Origin of the sequence: Sulfurimonas sp. (assembly GCF_028714975.1) — a bacterium.
GTDB lineage: Bacteria > Campylobacterota > Campylobacteria > Campylobacterales > Sulfurimonadaceae > Sulfurimonas.
In genome coordinates this window covers 76,722-96,337 of sequence record NZ_JAQTLH010000003.1, presented here as the reverse complement: position 1 = coordinate 96,337, position 19,616 = coordinate 76,722, and the positions used below count along the sequence as shown (strand labels likewise).

Genomic DNA, 19,616 nt, shown 5'->3' with positions numbered 1-19,616 from the left:
ATGAGAACTGTTTTAATTATACTAGCGGTACTGATGAGCGGCTGTGCAACGGTTAAACCCCCGATAACGGAGTATAGAGTCGTTAGTGAATCTTTTAAAGTGGATAAAATTTCCGAGGGTTGCAGAGATAAGTCTCTAAAAGTTGCACAAGCGTTTAGCTCCAGCTCTCTTATGTCTTTGAGTATGGATTATATGGAGTCTGACAATAGAGTTTTTTCATACTCGCAGTCGAAGTGGCAAGAGTCACCGAATAACTTGATAACTTCACAACTGCTCAAAAATATAAGAGAAGCGGAAATTTTCAGCAGTGTCGAGACATCAAAATCAAGAAGCAAAAGCAGCCTGATTTTGGAGACAAATATAGAGGAGTTTATGCAGTTTTTCAGTAAAGATATGAAAACTTCATACGCATATGTCGTAATAACTTTAGCGCTGATTGATTCTAAGACAAACAGCGTGATTGCAACTAAAACTTTTAACTCAAAAGTAGATGCAAAAACTCTTGATGCCGAAGGTGGAGTAGAGGCGCTAAACGGTGCTTTGTCCAAAACAGTTTCTCAAAATATAGAGTGGCTTAACGGAGTGTGCAAGTGACACAAGAGAGCGAATATAAAAAGCGAAGAGATACTTTAGCCAATAAGTTATTTAACAACTCCGTCGGGGTCGTCTTTAGCGCACCGCATACTGCTCGTTCACATGATACTCATCATCCGTATAGACAAGATAGCAATTTTTACTACTTAACGGGTTTTAAAGAGGATAACGCATGTCTGCTTTTTTTAAAGACAAAAGGCGAAGTAAAAACAGTTCTATTTGTTCAAAAAAAAGATGAGTTGCTAGAACTTTGGACAGGAGAGCGGCTAGGTAAAAAAGAGGCAAAAAAAAGGTTCCTAATCGATAAAGTTTATCTAATTGATGATTTTGAGAAGAGATTTAAAGAGTTAATCAAGGGCAAAAAAAATCTATATTTTGATATAAACTCTAAAAATATAGATGTAAAGAAGATTTTAAAATTTATAAAATATTTTAAAATAAAAGAAGATATTACAAAACTTATACAAAAAATGAGGCTAATCAAATCTCCCTCTGAGATTGAGTTAATCAAAGAGTCGATTGCAATAACGGCAAAAGCTCATCTAAGAGCAATGCGTTTTGAGAAAAAAGATAAGTACGAGTATGAGCTCCAAGCAGAGATAGAGCATGAATTTAGAAGAAATGCAGCTTACAGCGATGCATATACATCTATCGTTGCGTGCGGAAACAGCGCAAACACTCTTCACTACATACAAAATGACAAACCGCTTGTAGATGGGGAGCTTATACTTATAGATGCGGGTTGCGAGCATAACTATTATGCAAGCGATATCACAAGAACGATTCCCGTAAGTGCAAAATTCACACAGCCGCAAAAAGAGTTATACAATATTGTTTTAGATACGCAGCTAAAAATTATCGGCATGATAAAACCAAATGTGAAAAGAACTAAACTTCAAGAAGAAGCGGAGAAATTGCTTACAAAAGGGATGATTGAGCTTGGCATATTAAAAGGCGAGTATAAAAAGCTAATCAAAGAGAAGAAACATAAAAAATATTATCCGCACGGCATAGGTCACTGGATGGGAATCGATGTTCATGATCCGGCACCGTACAGAGATGCTAAAAACAGAGAGATACCGCTGCAAGAGGGGATGGTTTTAACAATTGAACCGGGTATCTATATAGACAAAGAAGATAAAAGCGTACCTAAAAGGTATCGCGGAATAGGTATAAGAATAGAAGACGATATTTTAGTCACAAAAGAGGGATGTGAAAATTTATCTTCTAGCATCGCAAAAACTGTAGAAGAGATAGAGGCTTTAGCAAAGTAAAAGGAGTTGCTTTCTTCTATGAAATTGAAATCTATGATTTAATTATAATCTAGATTTTAGGTCAAGCCTGAAATGACGGAAAGTTTGTCATCCTGAACTTGATTCAGGATCTAGCCTATAAAAGAAGTCTAATTAATTATAAGAGTATGTCCAACCGGTCAAACTCTTATCTTTTGCTTCGCTAAAATTGTCGGAGTCGGCTAAAAAATCTATAACAAACATTGGAGCGTTTGGTATACTTCTCATATCTTCTTGCTTTACCAAAAGCATAGGCATTAAAGTCTCTTGCACTCCCTCTGAAAATCCGACGGGCATTATCTGGCTCATAACTTCAATCGGATTTTTTATGCCCTCTTCGTATAAAAATTTATCAAAAACGGCTTTTTGAATATCTTTGGGCAAGTTATCCGAAGTGTTTAAAAAAATTGTAAAATGAATCGGAGTCTCTTTGAAGTTATCCGGTGCAGGGGCTGCCATAATGATATATTCAACACCGTTTAAATGCTCTTGTATCTCACTCACACTCAAATATCTTAATGTTTTTATAGCTGCCGCTTCCAATTTAATGCTTTTCCCCGTTTATTAGAGGTTCACCTATCTCGTCTTCTAACTCTCTTTGAAGATTGGACATCTCAAATCTGATGTTATCGATAATTATAGGATGAACATTAACATCTTTGCTCCATTTTACTTCATCTATAATGCCGCCGTGTAGTTTTCCAAGCTCTTCTATTTTTTTAGAGTACTCTTGCAAATCACTGCATATTTCGATAGTACCGTTGATAGTATCTTTAAGTTCAATATACCACTCTGTTCTGCTGTTTTCAACCATTTTTATAGTTGATTCAAATACAATAGACAAAATCTACCTCTCTGTTTTATCGAAGTTTTTAGCAAATGTCGCTAAGTCGTCTTTTTTTCTTAAATCACCGTTGTATGTTATGTTAGACACATCAATAGTGTCATCATTTAACATTTTTGGAACAGCGTCACCGTTTTCAATAATTTCCATATGAGCATCAAGTTCATCTTCGCTATATGCCATCTGCATATCAGCTGCAACCACATGCGGTATAGCTTCAATAACTCTTAATTTTTCAAGCTCTTCTGCGACACCCTCGCCCTCGATAGTTACAATGATTCTGCCTTTTTCATCATGCATATGATAATCACATGCTTCACAATCTTTTAGACTTTGTACTACTTCATTTAGGTATTTTGGCACTGTTTGAACCACTATGCTTGATATATTCATTCTATTTCCTTTTATATTGTTTTAGTTATTTCATAAACCTATTTTACACTATATAGATTAATGATTTTGTCATCGCTTGCAACTAAAAATTCACTTTCATTTATAAAAAGTATTTTTGTAAGTGTCATATTGTTGCCGCCGAATCTGCCTATATTTGCTTTTGTAGCAGTATCTACAACCGATATATTGTTATGTTCATCGCTTGAGTACCCTACAACTTTTCCGCTTGGAGACAATCCAACGCTGTAAATTAAAAAATTGGATTTTATATGATAAGCTGAGGCAGATTTTGGAGTATAAATTACAACTTTTCTATCCTGTCCTGCTGTTGCTATAATCCCGTTTTTGTAATCAACTTGAAAAACATTGTCTAAATTTTCTCCTGATAATAATTTGATGAGTTTGCCGTCTTTGGTATTGTGAATTTTTAAATTTCCGCTCTCATCCGCGATTACGACTTCACTTTTTGATTCATTGAGCGCAAAATCAGAAAATCTTGCACCTGAAACTTGCATCAACCAGTTATTAGAGCGTTTTTTTATATCGTAGGAGATTAGCTCATCACTAAGAAGTGCTAAGAGAATTGTGTTGCTATCTAAAAATTTAGCTTTTGCAACGGCAAGAGTTTTAGAGTGATCAAACAGAAGCTCAGTTTTTCCGTTTTGGTGGATATGTACTCTTGTAAATCCCCCTTTATCTTGTGACAAAATCAATATTTTGTCATCAATTATATCTACGGAGTAAACTTTTGCATCAATCTTATCTCCTGCAAAATCTACTATTTTTTCAACTTCAATTTTTTTAATCAATTTTTTGCTTTGATAATCAAAAATATCCACACAGCCTGCATTTGTGGCACTATATACTTTGCCGTCTTTATATAGCAAGTCGACGACTGAACCGCTTGAAGTAAATTTTGATGCAGGCTGTTTAATGTTTTGTGAAACAAGCAGTGTTAAGAGTAACATTAAAATAGTAATTATCTTCATTATAGCACCTTTATTTTTATTGCATCTGTCGGGCATCTGCCTATGCAAAACCCGCATGATGTACAATTGTCGTTGATTGTCGGCATAAACATAGCTTTAAAATCTATTGCTTTATCTAAGCATGGATCTTTACAAGAAAAACACATTGTATGTCCCCAGCTTAAACAACTTTTTTTATCAATCGTAACTACTGCCCCGATTAATTTTTTATCTTCTATTTTTAAAACCCCAAATTCACATGCTAAGGCACATTTGTCACAATATGTGCAACCGCTGTTTGAAAAAGCTAGATATGGAGTTTTATCGTCCGAAATTTTAATTATATCTTCTTCACAAACAGTGGCACACTTGGCATCGCATTTGTTACACTCATTATGAAAAAGAGATTCATCACTAAAGTAGGGTGGTCTTAATGGTTTCTCTTGCTTCTTTGCACCTGTTATGGATGAAGCAAGAGAGCTAAATAGCTCTCTTCTTTGCATTAGTGAGCCGCGCCGCCTAAGCTGCCTGCTTTAGAGTTTTTGTTTGCAAGGTCATCTTTTGTTATAAAGCTTTCTTTACCAACAGTATCAAGAGCTTCAGTTAACTTGCTGCCGCTCCAACTTGATTTATTTGCACCATCTTTGCTTGTAAATACAGGCTCAAATGTGTTTTCACAAGCCAAATTACCTTGTGATTGCGGAGCATGGCAAGCTGAACAGTTAAATCTAGCATTTTGAAGATCATTTCCTTTAACGATTTTAGTCTCGTTTTTGTAGTTATCAACTGTATCCACAGCTATACCGTTTACAATTTTAGCTCTCGGTCTAAAATCTGTAAAGTGCGATACAGGAATCGGAGTTGCACCTATTGCAGTAGCCATTTCCGGCATGTGACAACCTGTACATTGATTGTTACCTGCTTTAATAGGCAACATACCGGTAGTATCATGTGGAATCATTGGCGGAGCATCTTGGAATGCTCTTTTAATTCTAGAACTTGTTGTAGCTTGCGCCGTTCTATATTCAGTTTTATCAGCTATTGTGCCGGCTTCAGTGTAAATATCTGTCTTTCTTAAACCTAAAGACTCTTCACTAACTGTTTTTGCAACTGCTAATTTTTGTGAAGATTTAGCGCTTTCCTCGCTAACACAACCAGTTATTAGTAGTGCTGCAGTAACTAAACCAACCGATATCTTAATCATTGTTTTCATTATTACTCTCCCTTTTTTTTATCATTTACTAGTTTTCTTATTGAAAAACTAAGAGCATCATCATCGCACACTTCTATACATCTTGCACAATTTGTGCACTCTGCCCAAAGTACGGGAATACTCTCTTTACCAATCATATATAAAACTTGCTGCTCAGGACATACAACTTTACATTTCATACACTCTGTACAATTCTCTTCATTGTGATGTACTCTTACTAAGCTGTTTTTGCCTACTAATGAATAAAATCCACCAAGTGGGCAAATATGTCCACACCAACCATTCTTTAAAACTAAAAGGTCAAAAAGAAAAATAATGAGCACTGCTGCCCATCCAAAACCAAAACCAAATATTATCCCTCTATGAAGCATAGAGATGGGCGAAATAAACTCAAAAGCCGTCACACCCATTGCAAATGATATTACTAGACTTAATCCAAGAACCCAATATCTTATATTTCTAGTAGCCGGTTGTCTTTTTGAAAAATTGTCAACGCCAATCTTTCTTCTTAAAAGTGCTGCTGCATCCGTTACCAGATTTATCGGACAAACCCAGCTGCAAAAAGCACGCCCTCCGATTACTAAATAAAACATCGTAATAATTAAAGAACCTATAATTAAGTCCGTTGCTATCACGGCACCTGCCGCAACCATTTGTAACACTGCATAAGGGTCGCTTAAAGGAATAACATTAAATAAAACGGATGTGCTAAGATTTCCCATTAAAACGGTCCATCCCCACGCATTTGCACCGAAATATAAAAATAATAAACCTATCTGGGTTGTTCTTCTAAAAAATAGATAGCGATATTTATTCCAAAATGTTTTCATTTGTCTAAACCTCCTATCCCGCTATTTAAAGAATCAATAGCCGTACCTTTACTTATCTCAGTCGTTGATTTAATTTCTGAGGCATCTTTTAAACGCTTCTCATCTTCTTTATCCCAACCTTTGATATAGTGGCTACCGGCTTTACCCATTGCAACTTCCCTAGGGAGCACAAATATGGCAGGTTTTTCTGTAACACAAGCTTTTTCACAAAGACCACATCCCGTACAAGCATCAGCATGAACGACCGGTGTCAAAAATGCATGTTTACCGGTTCTTTCGTTTTTGCTGTACTCAACCGTTATGGCTTTACCTAATATCGGACAAGCTCTGTAACATGCGTCGCACTGAATACCCCAATAGGCTATACAAGTCTCTCTGTCAATAATAGCAAGTCCCATATCGGCAATGTTTATATCAAGTTTACCGTTTGTTGTAACACTTTGCTCATTAAGTGCACCTGTAGGACATACAGGTACACAAGGAATATCTGGACACATATAACAAGGAATATTTCTAGGTATAAAATACGGCGTACCTAGAGGTTTATGATCACCCGGTTTTGCAAGCAATAGAGTATCATACGGACATGCTTCTACACAAAGCCCGCATTTGATACAAGTTTTTAGAAAATCTTTTTCCTTTATAGCTCCCGGCGGACGAAGCGTGAGTTGTGAAGCCGTGACTTCATCAACATAAGCACTCCATATGAATCCGCTCAGCGCCGTTATTCCGGCACCGCGAGCCATACTTAAAATAAATTTTCTTCTATCACTCTCTGTTTTGTTTTTCATTTCGTATAAGTAGTTTTTTATAAACCAAAAACTACTTCTCCTTTAATTTAATAAATTATGCTTTGTAAATTTTTACAGCACATTTTTTAAAGTCTGTCTGTTTTGACATTGGACATGTCGCATCTAAACATACTTTGTTGATAAATACTTTTTCATCAAACCATGGAACAAACACTAAACCTCTTGGAGGTCTATTTCTACCACGAGTCTCAACCCTTGCTTTTACTTTGCCGCGACGAGATTCTACCCAGCACGAACCGCCTTGTTTAAGATCTTTAGCTTCTGCGTCTTTTGGATGCATATAACATAGAGCTTCAGGAACGGCACGATAAAGTTCAGGTACACGCATAGTCATAGTTCCTGAATGCCAGTGCTCTAGTACACGACCTGTACATAACCAAGTATCGTAGTTTGCATCCGGCATTTCCGGTGGATCCATGTAAGGACGAGCAAATATTTTAGCTTTGTTAGTTAACGGTTTTTCTTCACTGTCTTTATTGACGCCTGTTAAGCTACCGCTTTTTAATTTTTTAGCAAGAGTTCCGTAGAATGCATGTGAGTTGCCGCTATCTTTAGCTGCTTTAGCTGCATACGGGTCATACTTAACATTAAATCTCCATTGAGTCTCTTTACCGTCAACAACCGGCCATTTAAGACCGCGAACTTTATGGTACATATCAAACGGTGCAAGGTCATGCCCGTGTCCGCGAGTAAACGCAGCATACTCTTCGAAAAGATATTTTTGAATAAAGAAACCGTAACCTTCAAATACTTTCCCGTCACTTCCTACAACTTTTCTGCTGTCTCCGTAACCTTCAGTATTGTCATATCCTTTTTGAATCGGATCATTTTGGTCAAGTTTATATGATTTTGCGATATCGTTAGCAAATAGAATCTCAAACATTGTAGTGTTTTCGTTATATCCCATTGCTTTTGCTTTTTCTATCATGCTTGGAAGAGCTTCTTTTCTTGGACCTGACGGTGCATATCCGCCCCAAACATCTTTAACCGTAAATCTTTTTGAAAGTTCAACCCATTGCCATGTATCACTCATAGCATCTCCGACAGGAATTACTTGTTGTCTCCAAAGTTGAGTTCTTCTCTCAGCATTACCGTATCCGCCCCACTTCTCATAAATCATAGCAGACGGTAAGATAAGGTCAGAAACTTTTGCAGAAATACCAGGGTATCCATCAGAAGTTACGATGAAGTTATCCATCTCTCTCGCCGCATTAATCCAGTGGTGAGCAGATGCAGTATCTTGGTAAGGGTTACAAACATTTACCCATGCAAATTTGATTAAACCGTCTTCGATATCACGGTGAATTTTCATGATGTGTTGTACGCCGACAGGATTTAGCGTTCCTTCTGGAACCATCCATTTGTTTTCAGTAATTTTTCTGTGTGCAGGATTCTCTACCATCATATCGGCAGGAAGTCTGTGTGTAAATGTACCGACTTCACGAGCAGTACCGCAAGCAGAAGGTTGACCTGTTAATGAGAATGCTCCATCACCAGGATTAGCTTGCTTGTTTAGTAAGAAGTGAACATTGTATGAAAGTGTATTTACCCATGTACCGCGAGTATGTTGATTCATACCCATTGTCCAGAAAGATACTACTTTTCTACCTTTTTCGATGTAAAGGTTTGCTAATGCTTGAAGTTTCTTTTTAAAATCTTCGATCTTTTCATCTGGATCACCTTTTACGATTTTAGCAGTGTAATCAAGTGTATAAGGCTCTAAAGATTTTTTATAATCTTCAAATGAAATTTCCCAGTGCCCTAAGTGACCAGGAACATTCGTCATAACATCACCCTCTTTGTAACCGTACGGTACCAATGCAGGTGCTTCTTTAGCAGAAACTTTTTTACTCATCTCTTTAGAAACTGTTTCCATCTCAAGAGCTGTATATTTACCCTCTTTTACAGATTTCTCATCGCTTCTTCTCATACCGTAACCGATATTTACAGGACCTGCAGCAAAAATCATATGTTTCTTAACGAAATCCCAGTCGATAATTTTTTCAGCAGCATCTCTCATAACGATTTCTCTAGCAACATAGTTCCATAGAGCACCGTCTGTATTTGGAGAGAAGATTATTTCGATATCTGCTAAGTCAGAAGTTCTGTGAGTATAAGTTTGGATAGATACAACTTTTACTCTGTTTGGATCTGATAGTTTTCTGTCAGTTACACGAGACCATAGGATCGGGTGCATCTCTGCCATGTTTGAACCCCAAGCTACGATTGTATCTGTAAGTTCGATATCATCATAACAACCTGAAGGCTCATCCACACCAAATGTTTGATAAAAACCAACAACCGCAGATGCCATACAGTGACGAGCATTCGGGTCGATAGCGTTAGAACGGAATCCGCCCTTCATCATTTTTAGAGCCGTATAACCTTCCATGATTGTGTATTGACCTGATGCAAATACACCGACAGCTTCCGGTCCGCCTGATTTAAGTGCTTTTTTGATGTTAAGTTCCATCTCATCAAAAGCTCTTTCCCATGATACAGGAGCAAATTTACCTTTTTTGTCAAATTTGCCGTTTGCATCAACTCTTAATAACGGTTGAGTAAGTCTATCCGCACCGTACATGATTTTAGCATTAAAATACCCTTTAATACAGTTAAGACCACGATTTACCGGCGCAGCTGGGTCCCCTTTAACAGCAACGATTTTACCGTTTTTTGTTGCCATCATAATTCCACAACCCGTACCACAGAAACGACAAGCTGCCTTGTCCCATCTCCAGTCGCATTCAGCCTCTGCTGCCGCTGCTTCTAGCTCTACCGGTACACTCATACCAATCGCTGCTGCTGCAGATGCTGCTGCTGAACTTTTAAGAAATTCTCTTCTTGAAAGTGACATATTTTCTCCTATATGATAATTTTTTTAAAACATAATAGTTATGCAACTACTACATCTCGATATTTTGTTAAGGTGTCCATTAACAGATTTATAATATCACTTTAGGGCTTTTAAAATCTTTGACTTGAGTCAAATTGACAGTTTTTGCCACTTAAATTTGATTTTTTTTAAAAAAAGTTTACATAAGTAACATTTAAGATAAAAATAAGCTTTTGAAATTTTTATTATTTAAGCTCTTGACAACTTTTGATAAGTTTGTCTAACTCTTTTTTCAAATTTGAGAGTTTTTTTGTTGAATTCATTAGCTCTTCGGTTGATTCTATAACCATGTCTTCGCTGTTATTTAGATGTTTAAATGCCAATGATTTGTCTTTTAGTTCATCTAAAATCGTGTCAAACTCATCGGTTAGCTCTTCAAGCTTGGACGAGGCTTTTTGTGATTGAAGCAGTGCTTCATTTGAGTAATCTACGGCAGAGTTTATCTTTTTGATAAAGCAGTTTATGGTATCGCTGACTTCAACTATTTCGCTTTCGCTTTCAGCTTCGACTTTTAACGGGACTAAGTTTGATATATCTTCATTGTTTACAAGCATTTTTGAGTACTGCATAAATGAATCAACGTGCGACTCTATAGATTTTAACTGTAATAGCGAGTATATGAAAAGTATGAAAAGTATGGCTCCTGATGAGTATTGAAAACTTTTGATAAAGTTGGTTTTATCTTCGCTGTAATTTGTGTACATGGTTACAAGTTTATCAACATTATTTAATAGTACGGTATTATTTTTGTATATTGAAGCAATGATTTTTTCAAGCTCTTTTGTTTTTTCATCGTTTGAGTTTGAGAGCTTTTTAAACTCTTCGACATCTTTGTAAAAATTCCCCCAAAGTTCGCCGACTTCTAAGAGTTTGTTAGATATCTCATATGTCGGTACTACAAGTATACCTTTGCCTTGATTACCGTGTCTTAAGGTGTTTAATCCATCTATAAACTCATTACACGCTTCATCTAGCTCATGAAAATCTTTTAAGGAGTTATAGTGTGTGTAGAAGATGTTTTTTACTATCTTTTGAGTTAACATTCTTTGCTTGCCCGCGATGTTTATAAGTAGAGCATCTTTGATATTTTGTTGATTTAGATATATGGTCGTTGCTATTACGCTTGCCATTAAAAATATTAGCAATGCACCTATGAGTTTGATTTTTGTACTTATTTTGTTTGATTTTATCATTATGCATCGCCTCTGTATATATTTTGTAGCATTTTTTTGTCTAGGATTACAATATTAGAATTTTCAATATCAATTATGGCACTTCTTTTTAGTTTGTTTAAAACCCTAGAAAGAGTTTCGGGCTGGATATGGAGCATAAAAGAGACTTCATGTCTTTTGAGTGAGTTAAACATCTCCAAGTCATCGCATAGAGAAAAAGCAACTTTTGCAGTTGCATCAAAAACTAACTCTCTGTTTACGACGCAGTGAAGCTGCTGGGTTTTTAGCAGTATCTCATTTATAAATTCATTGTTTAATATATTCTTGGATAAAAATTCTGCTTTGAACTCTGAAAAATCAACCTCTAAAACAACGCTCTCTTCCATAAATTCGGCATTTGAAAAGCAGCGTATCATATCATTATCTAGTGTAGTGAGTTCGGAAATAAGAGAGTTTTTGTGTATATAGTAGAGAAAAATTTCATTTTCAAATTTATCTATTTTATATACTTTTAAAAGACCGGATACTAAAAAAAATATTTTATTGTTTATATCATTTTCATAATAGAGTATTGAGTTCTTCGGATGAGTGATTATTTTTGACATGCTATTTATAAGATTTAATTTTTCACTATCGAGGGAGTTGAAAAAAGATAGTTGTTTTATAAAATTTAATTTTTCATTCATAACTGTCGTTTGGCTTCTTTTTTAATAGAGTTCTTGCGAAACTCAATTTATATATCGGGTATTTTATCATAAAAGATACTTTTTTTAAAAATAATTTTTATATTTGGCATAGTGTTTGCTTTAGTTTTAGGATGTATTTTAGGGAGTTAGATGAATTTTATAGAAGCTTTAAAGCTAAAGAGCAAACTTTTATTTATATTTATAATCGTAACTATCGGACTTGTTATTATAGGGGTTATGGGTACGATAAATTTAAACTCTATGAAAAAAAATTTAGATTCGCTATATTTCGGCTCTCTTGTTCCGGTTATTGAACTAAGTACCATTCTTCAAACATATCACGGAAATTTAGCAAGTACGATTTACAAAGCCAAGCACTCCGAAGTAAATGCGTATGAGATAAAAGCACAAATAAAAACTGCAATAGATACAATCAATAAAGAGTGGAAAAATTATGAGTCGCATTTTAAAAGATATGAAGAGTTTTCATATGTAGAGTATACCGCGGCAGAAATAAAAGCAACAAACGATTATTTTTTTAAGATACTAGATGCACTCGCAGTTGGAAATAACATTAAAGATTTGTCAATTAGCAATTTTGAGGAGAGAATTACGCATATTCATAAAGTGGTAAGTAAGTTGATTGAGTATGAAATTGATATTGCCAAGTATGAGAGAAAAAATTTTTTAAATTTATACGACTCGATTTTGTTAAAAGTAGGTGCCGTATTGGTTATTGTAATTTTTGGTGTTATGATAATCTCATATTATGTATTTAAGAGTATTAAAAATGATCAAACGACTCTTGAAATAACCACGAAAAAATTGAAAATAGCTAATAAAAAGTTAGAAAATGCTTCATATACGGACTCTTTAACGGGACTCTACAATAGAAGATATTTTAATCTTATATATGAGAGAGAGATAAGAAGAGCAAAAAGAACTCACAGTTATATAACTTTTATGATGCTTGATATTGACTATTTTAAACAATATAACGACACATATGGGCACATAGAGGGCGATATCGCCCTTAAGAGTGTTGCAAAAATTTTAAAAGATGCACTTAACCGTCCTAGTGATTTTATATTTCGGCTTGGCGGAGAAGAGTTTGGAGTGTTACTTAGCGAAACATCAGAATCAGACAGTGCAACGGTTGCTGCCAATATTTGTGATGTGGTAAGAGATAGCAAAATAGAGCATAAAGGTTCTAAGGTTAATGAATTTCTGACCGTCTCTATCGGTGTAGCTTGTTGTATAGCTGACGAAGCACTTGATGAAGAAGTGCTAATAAGTCGTGCTGATGAGATGCTCTATAGTGCAAAAGAGAATGGAAGAGACGGATACGATATAACTACAAATGTTAGCACGGCAACTCCGCATATCATAGAAGAAGCCAGTGCATAAAATTTACACCTGATGCTTTAAACCAATCCTTGTTCTATCATAGCGTCCGCTACTTTTCTAAATCCTGCAATATTTGCACCTAAAACCAAGTTAGTAGGCTCGCCGAACTCTGCCGCCGTTTGACTTGCACTCACATAGATATTTTTCATAATTTTAGCTAGTTTGGCGTCAACTTCTTCAAAACTCCAGCTAGTCATAGAAGCGTTTTGTGCCATCTCAAGCTGACTTGTAGCAACGCCGCCTGCATTTGCGGCTTTCCCCGGTCCGTAGCAGATTTTAGACTCAATTAAAAGATTAACAGCCTCATTTGTTGATGGCATATTTGCACCCTCGTTTACGCAAAAACAGCCGTTTGCAAGAAGATTTTTCGCGTCATTTAAGTTTAGCTCATTTTGTGTAGCGCACGGAAAAGCTGCAAAACATGGAATTGAAAAAACGCCGTTATAACCCTGTGGATACTCTTCAACAGGAGTATATTTTGCATTGAGTCTATATTTTATATATTCGCTAACTCTTTCTCTCTTAACCTCTTTTATCTCTTTTAGAAGTTCTAAATCAACACCATTTTCATCGTAAATCATACCGCTTGAATCACTGCATGTAACGGGAAGTGCGCCGAGATGATAAAGTTTTTCGATTGTATGCAGGGCGACATTTCCGCTTCCTGAGACTACACACTTTTTGCCATTTAAACTCTCACCTCTATCCTCAAGCATATATTTTGCAAAATAGACGACTCCGTATCCGGTGGCTTCAGTTCTTGCAAGCGATCCACCCCATTTTAAGGATTTGCCGGTAAAGACGCCTTCATATCTGTTTGAGAGCTTTTTATACATTCCAAACATATAGCCGATCTCTCTTGCACCGACTCCGATATCTCCCGCCGGAACATCCGTAGTCGCTCCGATATGTCGATATAGCTCACTCATAAACGCTTGGCAAAATTTCATAATTTCATTGTCGGATTTGCCTTTTGGATCAAAGTCGCTTCCGCCTTTTCCTCCGCCGATTTGAAGTCCTGTCAGAGAGTTTTTGAAAATCTGCTCAAATCCCAAAAATTTAATGACCCCCGCCTTTACGCTCGGATGAAATCTTAAACCGCCTTTGTATGGTCCAAGAGCAGAGTTAAACTCGATTCTGTACCCTTTGTTTACTTGAATCTCGCCTTTGTCGTCAAGCCAGTTTACTCTAAAGAGTATCTGTCTCTCAGGCTCTACGATTCTCTCTATAATTTTGTATTTTGCATATTTGGGGTATTGCAGTATTAAAGGTCTTAGTGACTCCAATACCTCTTCGGCAGCTTGATAAAACTCGTTTTGAGCGGGGCTTGTTCTTCTTAAATAATCTAAAACTTCTTTAACATACGGCATTAATTTCCCTTTGATTTAACTAGGCTTTTAGTAGTATTATATACTAAAATTTATAGCATTATTAAAAATCAATGTCCGTGTTTAAATCTAAAACCACTCTCTACAAGCAAAATTCTAAGCTTCTCTTTGAGTTCACCTTGAAACTCCATCCATCCGTCTTTAAGAGTGCCGCCGCAGCCGAGCTTTTTTTTCAAACTCTTTAATATCGTTTCCGAATCATTTTGGCTTAGATGAAATTCGCCGACAAGGGTTACTGTTTTTCCTCTTCTTTTTTCTTTTTTAAAAACCAAAAAGTGCTTTTGCGGTTCTAAAATCTCGTCTGATATATCTGTTTTTTTAGGTGACTCAACCTTTGCCCATCCATCTTCTATCTCTGCACCGATGAAAATATCTAGTTTTTTGCCTCTGCTCATGAGAGAACTTTTTGTCTTAAGATACTTGCATCCAAGAGGTTATAACTCTCATCCTCTATGCTCTTTAAGATATTTTGTGATGTTGTTTTTGCTCTGTTATAGACTGCTATGATTATCTCATCGCCATTTTTTAAGAATGTGGTTTCGCCGTAGTGAGTATATCTTGTTGCGCCGATGCTGATGATAGCTTTTGTCGGATTTTCACATCTCAAAATGTATTCGCTTAGAGGCTCAAGAGGTCCGAAATCTTCTTGGGTGTTTATCTGATTTACCATCCAATCAAGCAGTTTTTCGTAGAAGTAGCTGTAGCCGCTAAGTTCTACATCCTCCCCGTAAGCATGGATTTCATTATCTCTTTTTAAAAAACTGCATATCGAGTAACTATCCATAATCCCGCCGCCATCAAACCTGTCTATTTGGATAAGGTTTTCGCTCACTCCTTTAGAATTTTCGCCCCAGTTTTTTTTATCACTGATTTTGCTAGCTCCCGCAACTCTTATAGAACAGTCGTTATATGCTCCAAAATGAGTCGGGATTATCTTTGAGAGTCTGTTGTTTTCATACACAAAATCGCAGATAAGAGCAACTTCCGGTTCAGCTTGAACATTAACACTTTGATATGGCAGTTTGATAGTGGAGCTTGAGAGAGGGTAGGTGTTTAAAATATCTTTCGCTTCATCAACACGCTTTGGCAGATAAAAAGGAAACATCCCTTTTGGAGATGCTTCATCGGCGGTGATAATCTCTTTAAAATCTTCCAGCTCACCGGCTTGGGCAAGATGCAGAGCAAAGTTGCCTGCAATCCCCAGCCCTAAAAAATCTTTATATTTGTCCATTTTCTTTAGCTTCTACAAACTCTTCGTAAGAGCCTTTGAAGTCAACATAAGTACCGTCTGCTCTAAGTTCTATAACACGATTTGCAAATGCATCTAAAAGTTCACGGTCATGTGATACACAGATAACATTACCTTTAAAATTGTAAAGAGCTTCGCCAAGGGCAACGATTGCTTCAAGGTCAAGGTGGTTTGAAGGCTCATCTAAAACTAAAAAGTTTCCGCCCTCAAGCATCATTTTACTTAGCATCATTCTATGTTTTTCACCGCCTGAGATACTTACAACAGATTTTTCTTGCTGCTCACCGCTAAAAAGCATACGTCCCAAACAGTTTCTAATCTCTGCAATATCTCGTTTTGGATCAAATCCTCTAAGCCAGTCGTATAGAGTTCCTTCACCTTTGATGATATCTGCCGTATCTTGCGGGAAGTAGCTGTTCTCAATCGTAGCACCCCAATGAATCTCTCCGCTAGAGGGCTTCATCTCTTCCATGATTATTTTTAAAAGTGTTGTTTTACCGGCACCGTTTGGTCCGATTAGTGCAACTTTTTCATCCGGCTCAAATTTTAAACTTATATTTTTTAAAACTTCATTATCGCCGTAAGAGTGGTTTATGTTGATGATATTTAATGCCTCATCCCCCATAACTCTCTTTGGTTTAAATACGATACTCGGGTCTCTTCTTGAAGATGGTTTTATATCATCAATTACAAGTTTGTCAAGCTGCTTTTGTCTTGAAGTCGCCTGTTTTGCTTTTGAGGCATTTGCACTAAAACGGCGAACGAAAGCTTCTAGCTGCTCTTTTTCTTTCTCTTTTTTAGCGTTATTTAGCTCTTGCTGCTTTGCTATAACATTTGCGGCAATATACCAATCATCATAGTTACCCGTAAACTCACGGATTTTTTGATAATCAACATCCAAAATATTTGTAACTACCGAGTTTAGAAAGTGTCTATCGTGTGAAATTACTACCATTGTGCCTTCATGGCGTTGAAGTTCATGCTCTAACCAGCTGATAGTTTGGATATCAAGGTTATTCGTTGGCTCATCAAGAAATAAAACATCGGGTTTTGGATATAAAACTTGCGCTAAAAGAACTTTAAATTTATCAGCACTGTCAAGCGTGCTCATAAGGTCGTTATGCTTGCTTGCAGGAATACCTACATTTTCTAGGATTTTTGCAATATTTACATCATACTCGTAAGTCGGATCTTCTTCAACGCAGATAACTTCCAGCTCTGCAAGACGGTCATTTACCGCATCGTCTTCAAAATCACCCGTTGCATAGATTTCTTCTTTCTCTTTAATCGCATCATAGAGTCTTTTGTTTCCGTATAAAACAGCATCGGCAATCGTAAAGTCCTCATAGGCATATTGATTTTGTCCTAAAACACCGACTTTATTTGTTTTTGGGATAATAATTTCACCCTCATACTCTTTTATCTGACCGCTGAGTATTTTTAAAAATGTTGTTTTTCCGGCACCGTTTGCACCGATAAGACCATATCTTTTATGACGGTCAAGTTTAAGGTTTATGTCTTGAAATAGAACTCTATTTCCGTAACGCATAACTAAATTTTGTACTGTTACCATGATTTTATCTCTCGTTTAGACACAGCTAAAATGTGTCTATAATTTTTCGCGATTGTAGCCAATAGTTGTTTAAAAACTGATTATTATTTATTTGGAGATTTGTCTTTTGCATTTTCAAAAGCGTTTGATATGTCACTTGTTATGCTCTCTATGCCCTCGTTAATCTCTTTTGTGCTGCATCCTGCAAATATTAGAATTATTGTTAAAAATAGCGCTTTCATCTCTTTCCTTATATATGTGCCTATATTTTACTATGCGGTTTATCCCAAAAATCGGCATCAGGTTTGCCTATATGTAACTCTTGAAAAAATTTCTCTTGTGTTTTTTGTATTTCTGCTCTGATGAGGTTTACAACAGCTTTTTGCGACGCTATCGGTTGTGGAAGTGCGCAATATTCGCCGTCGGTTAACTCATCTTTAAATTTCTCTTCATAAAAATTTTTGCCGAGATATTTTACTATATATTTTAAGTCTCGCTCTGCATTACCCAAACATGATGTTGCTCCCGGAGAGGGTGTCATATTAAAGATTACTCCTTCACCTGTGTAGATAGACGCCTCGCCGAGAAGAAGTTTTTGTTCATCTTTATTGAGTACTTGAGGGCGAACACCGCCAAAACCTTCGGCATATTTAAACTCGTCCGCTTTTAGTGAGGGAACGATTTTTCTGGCATCTTTTAAAAAAAAGTATTTATTTATAAAAGGGATTTCAAATAGAAAATTTCTAAAAATATAGTTGCGTATGTCACTCTCTTTTAAAAGTTTCCACAAAGCAATAGCGATATTTTTATCAAATCTAAGCGTTTTGATGAAGTCCATATAGGTACCGCTTTTGTATCGCTCTAGTTTAGGCAAGATTAGTGCAGTCGGACCAAAACGGGTATTTCCTCCTGCAAGTATATCTGGGTCGCCGTGAAGAGCCGCAAACGGAAGTTTAGGATTTTGAATCATATAAACTTTGCCGTTTAACATTTTTTCGTTTGTCATGTAAAAACTTCCCGCCACGGGCAAGCAGCCGAGATTTAGACCAAATCCCATTTTATGAGCTAAAAATAGAGAGTGCGCTCCGGCATCTACAACGACAAAGTCGGCATAAAATCTTTTATCTTTGGTTTTAACGACATATCCTCGCTTTTTGCTTTTTTTAATCTCCTCGACTTTAGTATTTAAAAAGAGTTCAACACTGATACCTTCTTCTTTCTTCGCATTTTCTATAAATGATTTTGATAGTTTTTTATAATCAACGGTAGTCCATTGCCCTCTTGTGCCGATTCCGACGATTTCCTCTTTTCTCTCATTACTGTTTTCATCAAATACGACACGCGGTTCCAACTCTTTTAGCTTATCTTTATCCCACACTTCTAGATAAGGGAATAGCTCGGAAAACTCTTCATAGCGATGCAGTAAAAATTCGACCTCTTCTTTTCCGACGCCTAAAGCCATTTTTTGGTGTGAAAATATTATCTCGTTTTGATAGTTATGTTGCAAGCAATATTTCTCAACCATTTTTGCAGTTCGTTTTGTAATAGCTGCTTTTTCAAGAGTATAGTTGGTTTCAATATCACCCACATGTATAGTTTGGGAGTTGCTTGTCGCGCAGGAATTTAGTGTGGCAATATCTTCATATTTTTCAATTATTCCGATGGATTTGATATCGGTATATCTTGCAAGCTCGTACGCTAGTGCTGCACCGGATACTCCGGCTCCTATAATTATTACTTCAAAATTTTTTATAGACATAAAAGCTTCACTTTAAAAAAAATATAGAGTACCTCTATAGGTATTGTAACTAAAATTATTATAAGATTTTGCAATTTAATAACGGTTGATACTATGCAGATTAGAGAGTTGGATTTAAAAGAGCTTTTAATGGCCTATGAAGTGGTTTCTCAGCTTCGTACAACATTGACATATGATGAATTTGAAGATTTGATATATGAGATGAGAAAAAGTGAATATAAAATGATAGGCATAATAGATAAAGAGATGTTAATCGCTTATGCCGGTATTGCAATTCAAACAAATCTTTATCATAAAAGACATCTGTTTGTTTTTGATTTGGTTACGGATGAGAAGTATAGAGGCAAAAAATATGGAGCGATGATGCTTGAGTATCTTCAGGACTATGCAAAAATGGGTATGTGTGAAAATATAGTTTTATCATCGGGTTTTGCAAGGGTTGACGCGCATAAGTTTTATGAAAAAAACGGTTTTTTAAAAAAGAGTTTTGTTTTTTTAAAGAGTATCGGAAATGAAAAGTAATTTAAAAGAGATTAAGTAAAAGATTTGCAGGCAAAAAAT

General features: G+C 36.2%; 21 protein-coding genes. 4 read left to right on the top strand and 17 right to left on the bottom strand.

The genetic code is table 11. The annotated features are described in order from the left end of the window. Both PHQ93_RS03845 and PHQ93_RS03840 read left to right on the top strand, forming a co-directional pair. Positions 1-594: an ABC-type transport auxiliary lipoprotein family protein gene (locus tag PHQ93_RS03845; RefSeq protein ID WP_299941055.1), complete on the top strand. Its 594-nt coding sequence runs from the start codon at positions 1-3 to the stop codon at positions 592-594. Further along, on the top strand, positions 585-1,868 hold the full coding sequence (locus PHQ93_RS03840) for an aminopeptidase P N-terminal domain-containing protein (protein WP_299941053.1): 1,284 nt from the start codon (positions 585-587) through the stop codon (positions 1,866-1,868). Before PHQ93_RS03845 ends, PHQ93_RS03840 begins: the two co-directional genes overlap by 10 nt. Before the next feature lie 132 nt (positions 1,869-2,000). Here PHQ93_RS03840 and PHQ93_RS03835 read toward each other — a convergent pair whose 3' ends face one another. The 11 genes from PHQ93_RS03835 to PHQ93_RS03785 all read right to left on the bottom strand — a co-directional run bounded on the left by PHQ93_RS03835 (position 2,001) and on the right by PHQ93_RS03785 (position 11,700). Then, a complete protein-coding gene (locus PHQ93_RS03835; protein ID WP_299941051.1) occupies positions 2,001-2,429 on the bottom strand; it encodes a hypothetical protein in 429 nt (142 codons plus the stop codon). Between the two features lies 1 nt (position 2,430). Then, positions 2,431-2,730, bottom strand: coding sequence for a hypothetical protein (locus PHQ93_RS03830; protein ID WP_299941049.1), 300 nt, complete (start codon positions 2,728-2,730; stop codon positions 2,431-2,433). A 3-nt stretch (positions 2,731-2,733) separates the two neighbouring features. Beyond that, positions 2,734-3,123: a chaperone NapD gene (locus PHQ93_RS03825; RefSeq protein WP_299941047.1), complete on the bottom strand. Its 390-nt coding sequence runs from the start codon at positions 3,121-3,123 to the stop codon at positions 2,734-2,736. 38 nt (positions 3,124-3,161) lie between these two features. Continuing rightward, positions 3,162-4,112 (bottom strand): WD40 repeat domain-containing protein, encoded by a 951-nt coding sequence (locus PHQ93_RS03820; RefSeq protein ID WP_299941045.1) that lies wholly within the window; start codon positions 4,110-4,112, stop codon positions 3,162-3,164. After that, entirely contained in the window at positions 4,112-4,594 is a 483-nt protein-coding gene (locus tag PHQ93_RS03815) for a ferredoxin-type protein NapF (RefSeq protein ID WP_299941043.1), read from the bottom strand. The genes PHQ93_RS03820 and PHQ93_RS03815 overlap by 1 nt, the downstream gene beginning before the upstream one ends. Beyond that, complete coding sequence (locus PHQ93_RS03810; RefSeq protein ID WP_299941041.1) at positions 4,594-5,295, bottom strand: nitrate reductase cytochrome c-type subunit; 702 nt, start codon at positions 5,293-5,295, stop codon at positions 4,594-4,596. The genes PHQ93_RS03815 and PHQ93_RS03810 overlap by 1 nt, the downstream gene beginning before the upstream one ends. An 11-nt stretch (positions 5,296-5,306) precedes the next feature. Then, entirely contained in the window at positions 5,307-6,134 is an 828-nt protein-coding gene (gene napH / locus PHQ93_RS03805; protein WP_299913647.1) for a quinol dehydrogenase ferredoxin subunit NapH, read from the bottom strand. Continuing rightward, entirely contained in the window at positions 6,131-6,925 is a 795-nt protein-coding gene (gene napG / locus PHQ93_RS03800; RefSeq protein ID WP_299913658.1) for a ferredoxin-type protein NapG, read from the bottom strand. The genes napH and napG overlap by 4 nt, the downstream gene beginning before the upstream one ends. A 55-nt stretch (positions 6,926-6,980) precedes the next feature. After that, the gene (gene napA, locus PHQ93_RS03795) at positions 6,981-9,803 is read right to left on the bottom strand and encodes a nitrate reductase catalytic subunit NapA (RefSeq protein ID WP_299941038.1); all 2,823 of its coding nucleotides are present in this window, start codon (positions 9,801-9,803) and stop codon (positions 6,981-6,983) included. 224 nt (positions 9,804-10,027) lie between these two features. Then, positions 10,028-11,035, bottom strand: a complete 1,008-nt coding sequence (locus PHQ93_RS03790) for a type IV pili methyl-accepting chemotaxis transducer N-terminal domain-containing protein (RefSeq protein WP_299941036.1) — start codon at positions 11,033-11,035, stop codon at positions 10,028-10,030. Beyond that, entirely contained in the window at positions 11,035-11,700 is a 666-nt protein-coding gene (locus PHQ93_RS03785; protein WP_299941034.1) for a Crp/Fnr family transcriptional regulator, read from the bottom strand. The genes PHQ93_RS03790 and PHQ93_RS03785 overlap by 1 nt, the downstream gene beginning before the upstream one ends. Positions 11,701-11,850: 150 nt before the next feature. Between PHQ93_RS03785 and PHQ93_RS03780 the strand changes: the two genes are divergently transcribed. Next, complete coding sequence (locus PHQ93_RS03780; protein ID WP_299941032.1) at positions 11,851-13,107, top strand: diguanylate cyclase; 1,257 nt, start codon at positions 11,851-11,853, stop codon at positions 13,105-13,107. A gap of 17 nt (positions 13,108-13,124) precedes the next feature. On the opposite strand, the gene gdhA is transcribed toward PHQ93_RS03780, so the two are convergent. The 6 genes from gdhA to PHQ93_RS03750 form a co-directional block, all read right to left on the bottom strand. Next, complete coding sequence (gene gdhA / locus PHQ93_RS03775; RefSeq protein WP_299941030.1) at positions 13,125-14,477, bottom strand: NADP-specific glutamate dehydrogenase; 1,353 nt, start codon at positions 14,475-14,477, stop codon at positions 13,125-13,127. A 68-nt stretch (positions 14,478-14,545) separates the two neighbouring features. Continuing rightward, a complete protein-coding gene (locus PHQ93_RS03770) occupies positions 14,546-14,890 on the bottom strand; it encodes a translation initiation factor (protein ID WP_299941028.1) in 345 nt (114 codons plus the stop codon). Then, positions 14,887-15,726: a DUF5718 family protein gene (locus PHQ93_RS03765; protein ID WP_299941026.1), complete on the bottom strand. Its 840-nt coding sequence runs from the start codon at positions 15,724-15,726 to the stop codon at positions 14,887-14,889. Before PHQ93_RS03765 ends, PHQ93_RS03770 begins: the two co-directional genes overlap by 4 nt. Then, positions 15,713-17,317, bottom strand: a complete 1,605-nt coding sequence (locus tag PHQ93_RS03760; RefSeq protein WP_299941024.1) for an ABC-F family ATP-binding cassette domain-containing protein — start codon at positions 17,315-17,317, stop codon at positions 15,713-15,715. Before PHQ93_RS03760 ends, PHQ93_RS03765 begins: the two co-directional genes overlap by 14 nt. A gap of 83 nt (positions 17,318-17,400) precedes the next feature. Then, complete coding sequence (locus PHQ93_RS03755; protein ID WP_299941022.1) at positions 17,401-17,538, bottom strand: hypothetical protein; 138 nt, start codon at positions 17,536-17,538, stop codon at positions 17,401-17,403. A 20-nt stretch (positions 17,539-17,558) separates the two neighbouring features. After that, complete coding sequence (locus tag PHQ93_RS03750; RefSeq protein WP_299941021.1) at positions 17,559-19,055, bottom strand: FAD-dependent oxidoreductase; 1,497 nt, start codon at positions 19,053-19,055, stop codon at positions 17,559-17,561. A gap of 93 nt (positions 19,056-19,148) precedes the next feature. Here PHQ93_RS03750 and PHQ93_RS03745 point away from each other — a divergent pair, with 93 nt between their 5' ends. Continuing rightward, the gene (locus PHQ93_RS03745) at positions 19,149-19,577 is read left to right on the top strand and encodes a GNAT family N-acetyltransferase (protein ID WP_299941020.1); all 429 of its coding nucleotides are present in this window, start codon (positions 19,149-19,151) and stop codon (positions 19,575-19,577) included. Positions 19,578-19,616 lie beyond the last annotated feature (39 nt).

Excerpts from the sequence above, each read along its gene's own strand:
- PHQ93_RS03845 (WP_299941055.1), top strand. The coding sequence starts at position 1 with ATGAGAACTGTTTTAATTATACTAGCGGTACTGATGAGCGGCTGTGCA.
- PHQ93_RS03785 (WP_299941034.1), bottom strand. The coding sequence starts at position 11,700 with ATGAATGAAAAATTAAATTTTATAAAACAACTATCTTTTTTCAACTCC.
- PHQ93_RS03765 (WP_299941026.1), bottom strand. The coding sequence starts at position 15,726 with ATGGACAAATATAAAGATTTTTTAGGGCTGGGGATTGCAGGCAACTTT.
- PHQ93_RS03755 (WP_299941022.1), bottom strand. The coding sequence starts at position 17,538 with ATGAAAGCGCTATTTTTAACAATAATTCTAATATTTGCAGGATGCAGC.
- PHQ93_RS03815 (WP_299941043.1), bottom strand. The coding sequence starts at position 4,594 with ATGCAAAGAAGAGAGCTATTTAGCTCTCTTGCTTCATCCATAACAGGT.
- PHQ93_RS03810 (WP_299941041.1), bottom strand. The coding sequence starts at position 5,295 with ATGATTAAGATATCGGTTGGTTTAGTTACTGCAGCACTACTAATAACT.
- PHQ93_RS03790 (WP_299941036.1), bottom strand. The coding sequence starts at position 11,035 with ATGATAAAATCAAACAAAATAAGTACAAAAATCAAACTCATAGGTGCA.
- PHQ93_RS03825 (WP_299941047.1), bottom strand. The coding sequence starts at position 3,123 with ATGAATATATCAAGCATAGTGGTTCAAACAGTGCCAAAATACCTAAAT.
- PHQ93_RS03745 (WP_299941020.1), top strand. The coding sequence starts at position 19,149 with ATGCAGATTAGAGAGTTGGATTTAAAAGAGCTTTTAATGGCCTATGAA.
- napG (WP_299913658.1), bottom strand. The coding sequence starts at position 6,925 with ATGAAAAACAAAACAGAGAGTGATAGAAGAAAATTTATTTTAAGTATG.
- PHQ93_RS03760 (WP_299941024.1), bottom strand. The coding sequence starts at position 17,317 with ATGGTAACAGTACAAAATTTAGTTATGCGTTACGGAAATAGAGTTCTA.
- PHQ93_RS03780 (WP_299941032.1), top strand. The coding sequence starts at position 11,851 with ATGAATTTTATAGAAGCTTTAAAGCTAAAGAGCAAACTTTTATTTATA.
- napH (WP_299913647.1), bottom strand. The coding sequence starts at position 6,134 with ATGAAAACATTTTGGAATAAATATCGCTATCTATTTTTTAGAAGAACA.
- PHQ93_RS03820 (WP_299941045.1), bottom strand. The coding sequence starts at position 4,112 with ATGAAGATAATTACTATTTTAATGTTACTCTTAACACTGCTTGTTTCA.
- PHQ93_RS03750 (WP_299941021.1), bottom strand. The coding sequence starts at position 19,055 with ATGTCTATAAAAAATTTTGAAGTAATAATTATAGGAGCCGGAGTATCC.
- gdhA (WP_299941030.1), bottom strand. The coding sequence starts at position 14,477 with ATGCCGTATGTTAAAGAAGTTTTAGATTATTTAAGAAGAACAAGCCCC.
- PHQ93_RS03770 (WP_299941028.1), bottom strand. The coding sequence starts at position 14,890 with ATGAGCAGAGGCAAAAAACTAGATATTTTCATCGGTGCAGAGATAGAA.
- napA (WP_299941038.1), bottom strand. The coding sequence starts at position 9,803 with ATGTCACTTTCAAGAAGAGAATTTCTTAAAAGTTCAGCAGCAGCATCT.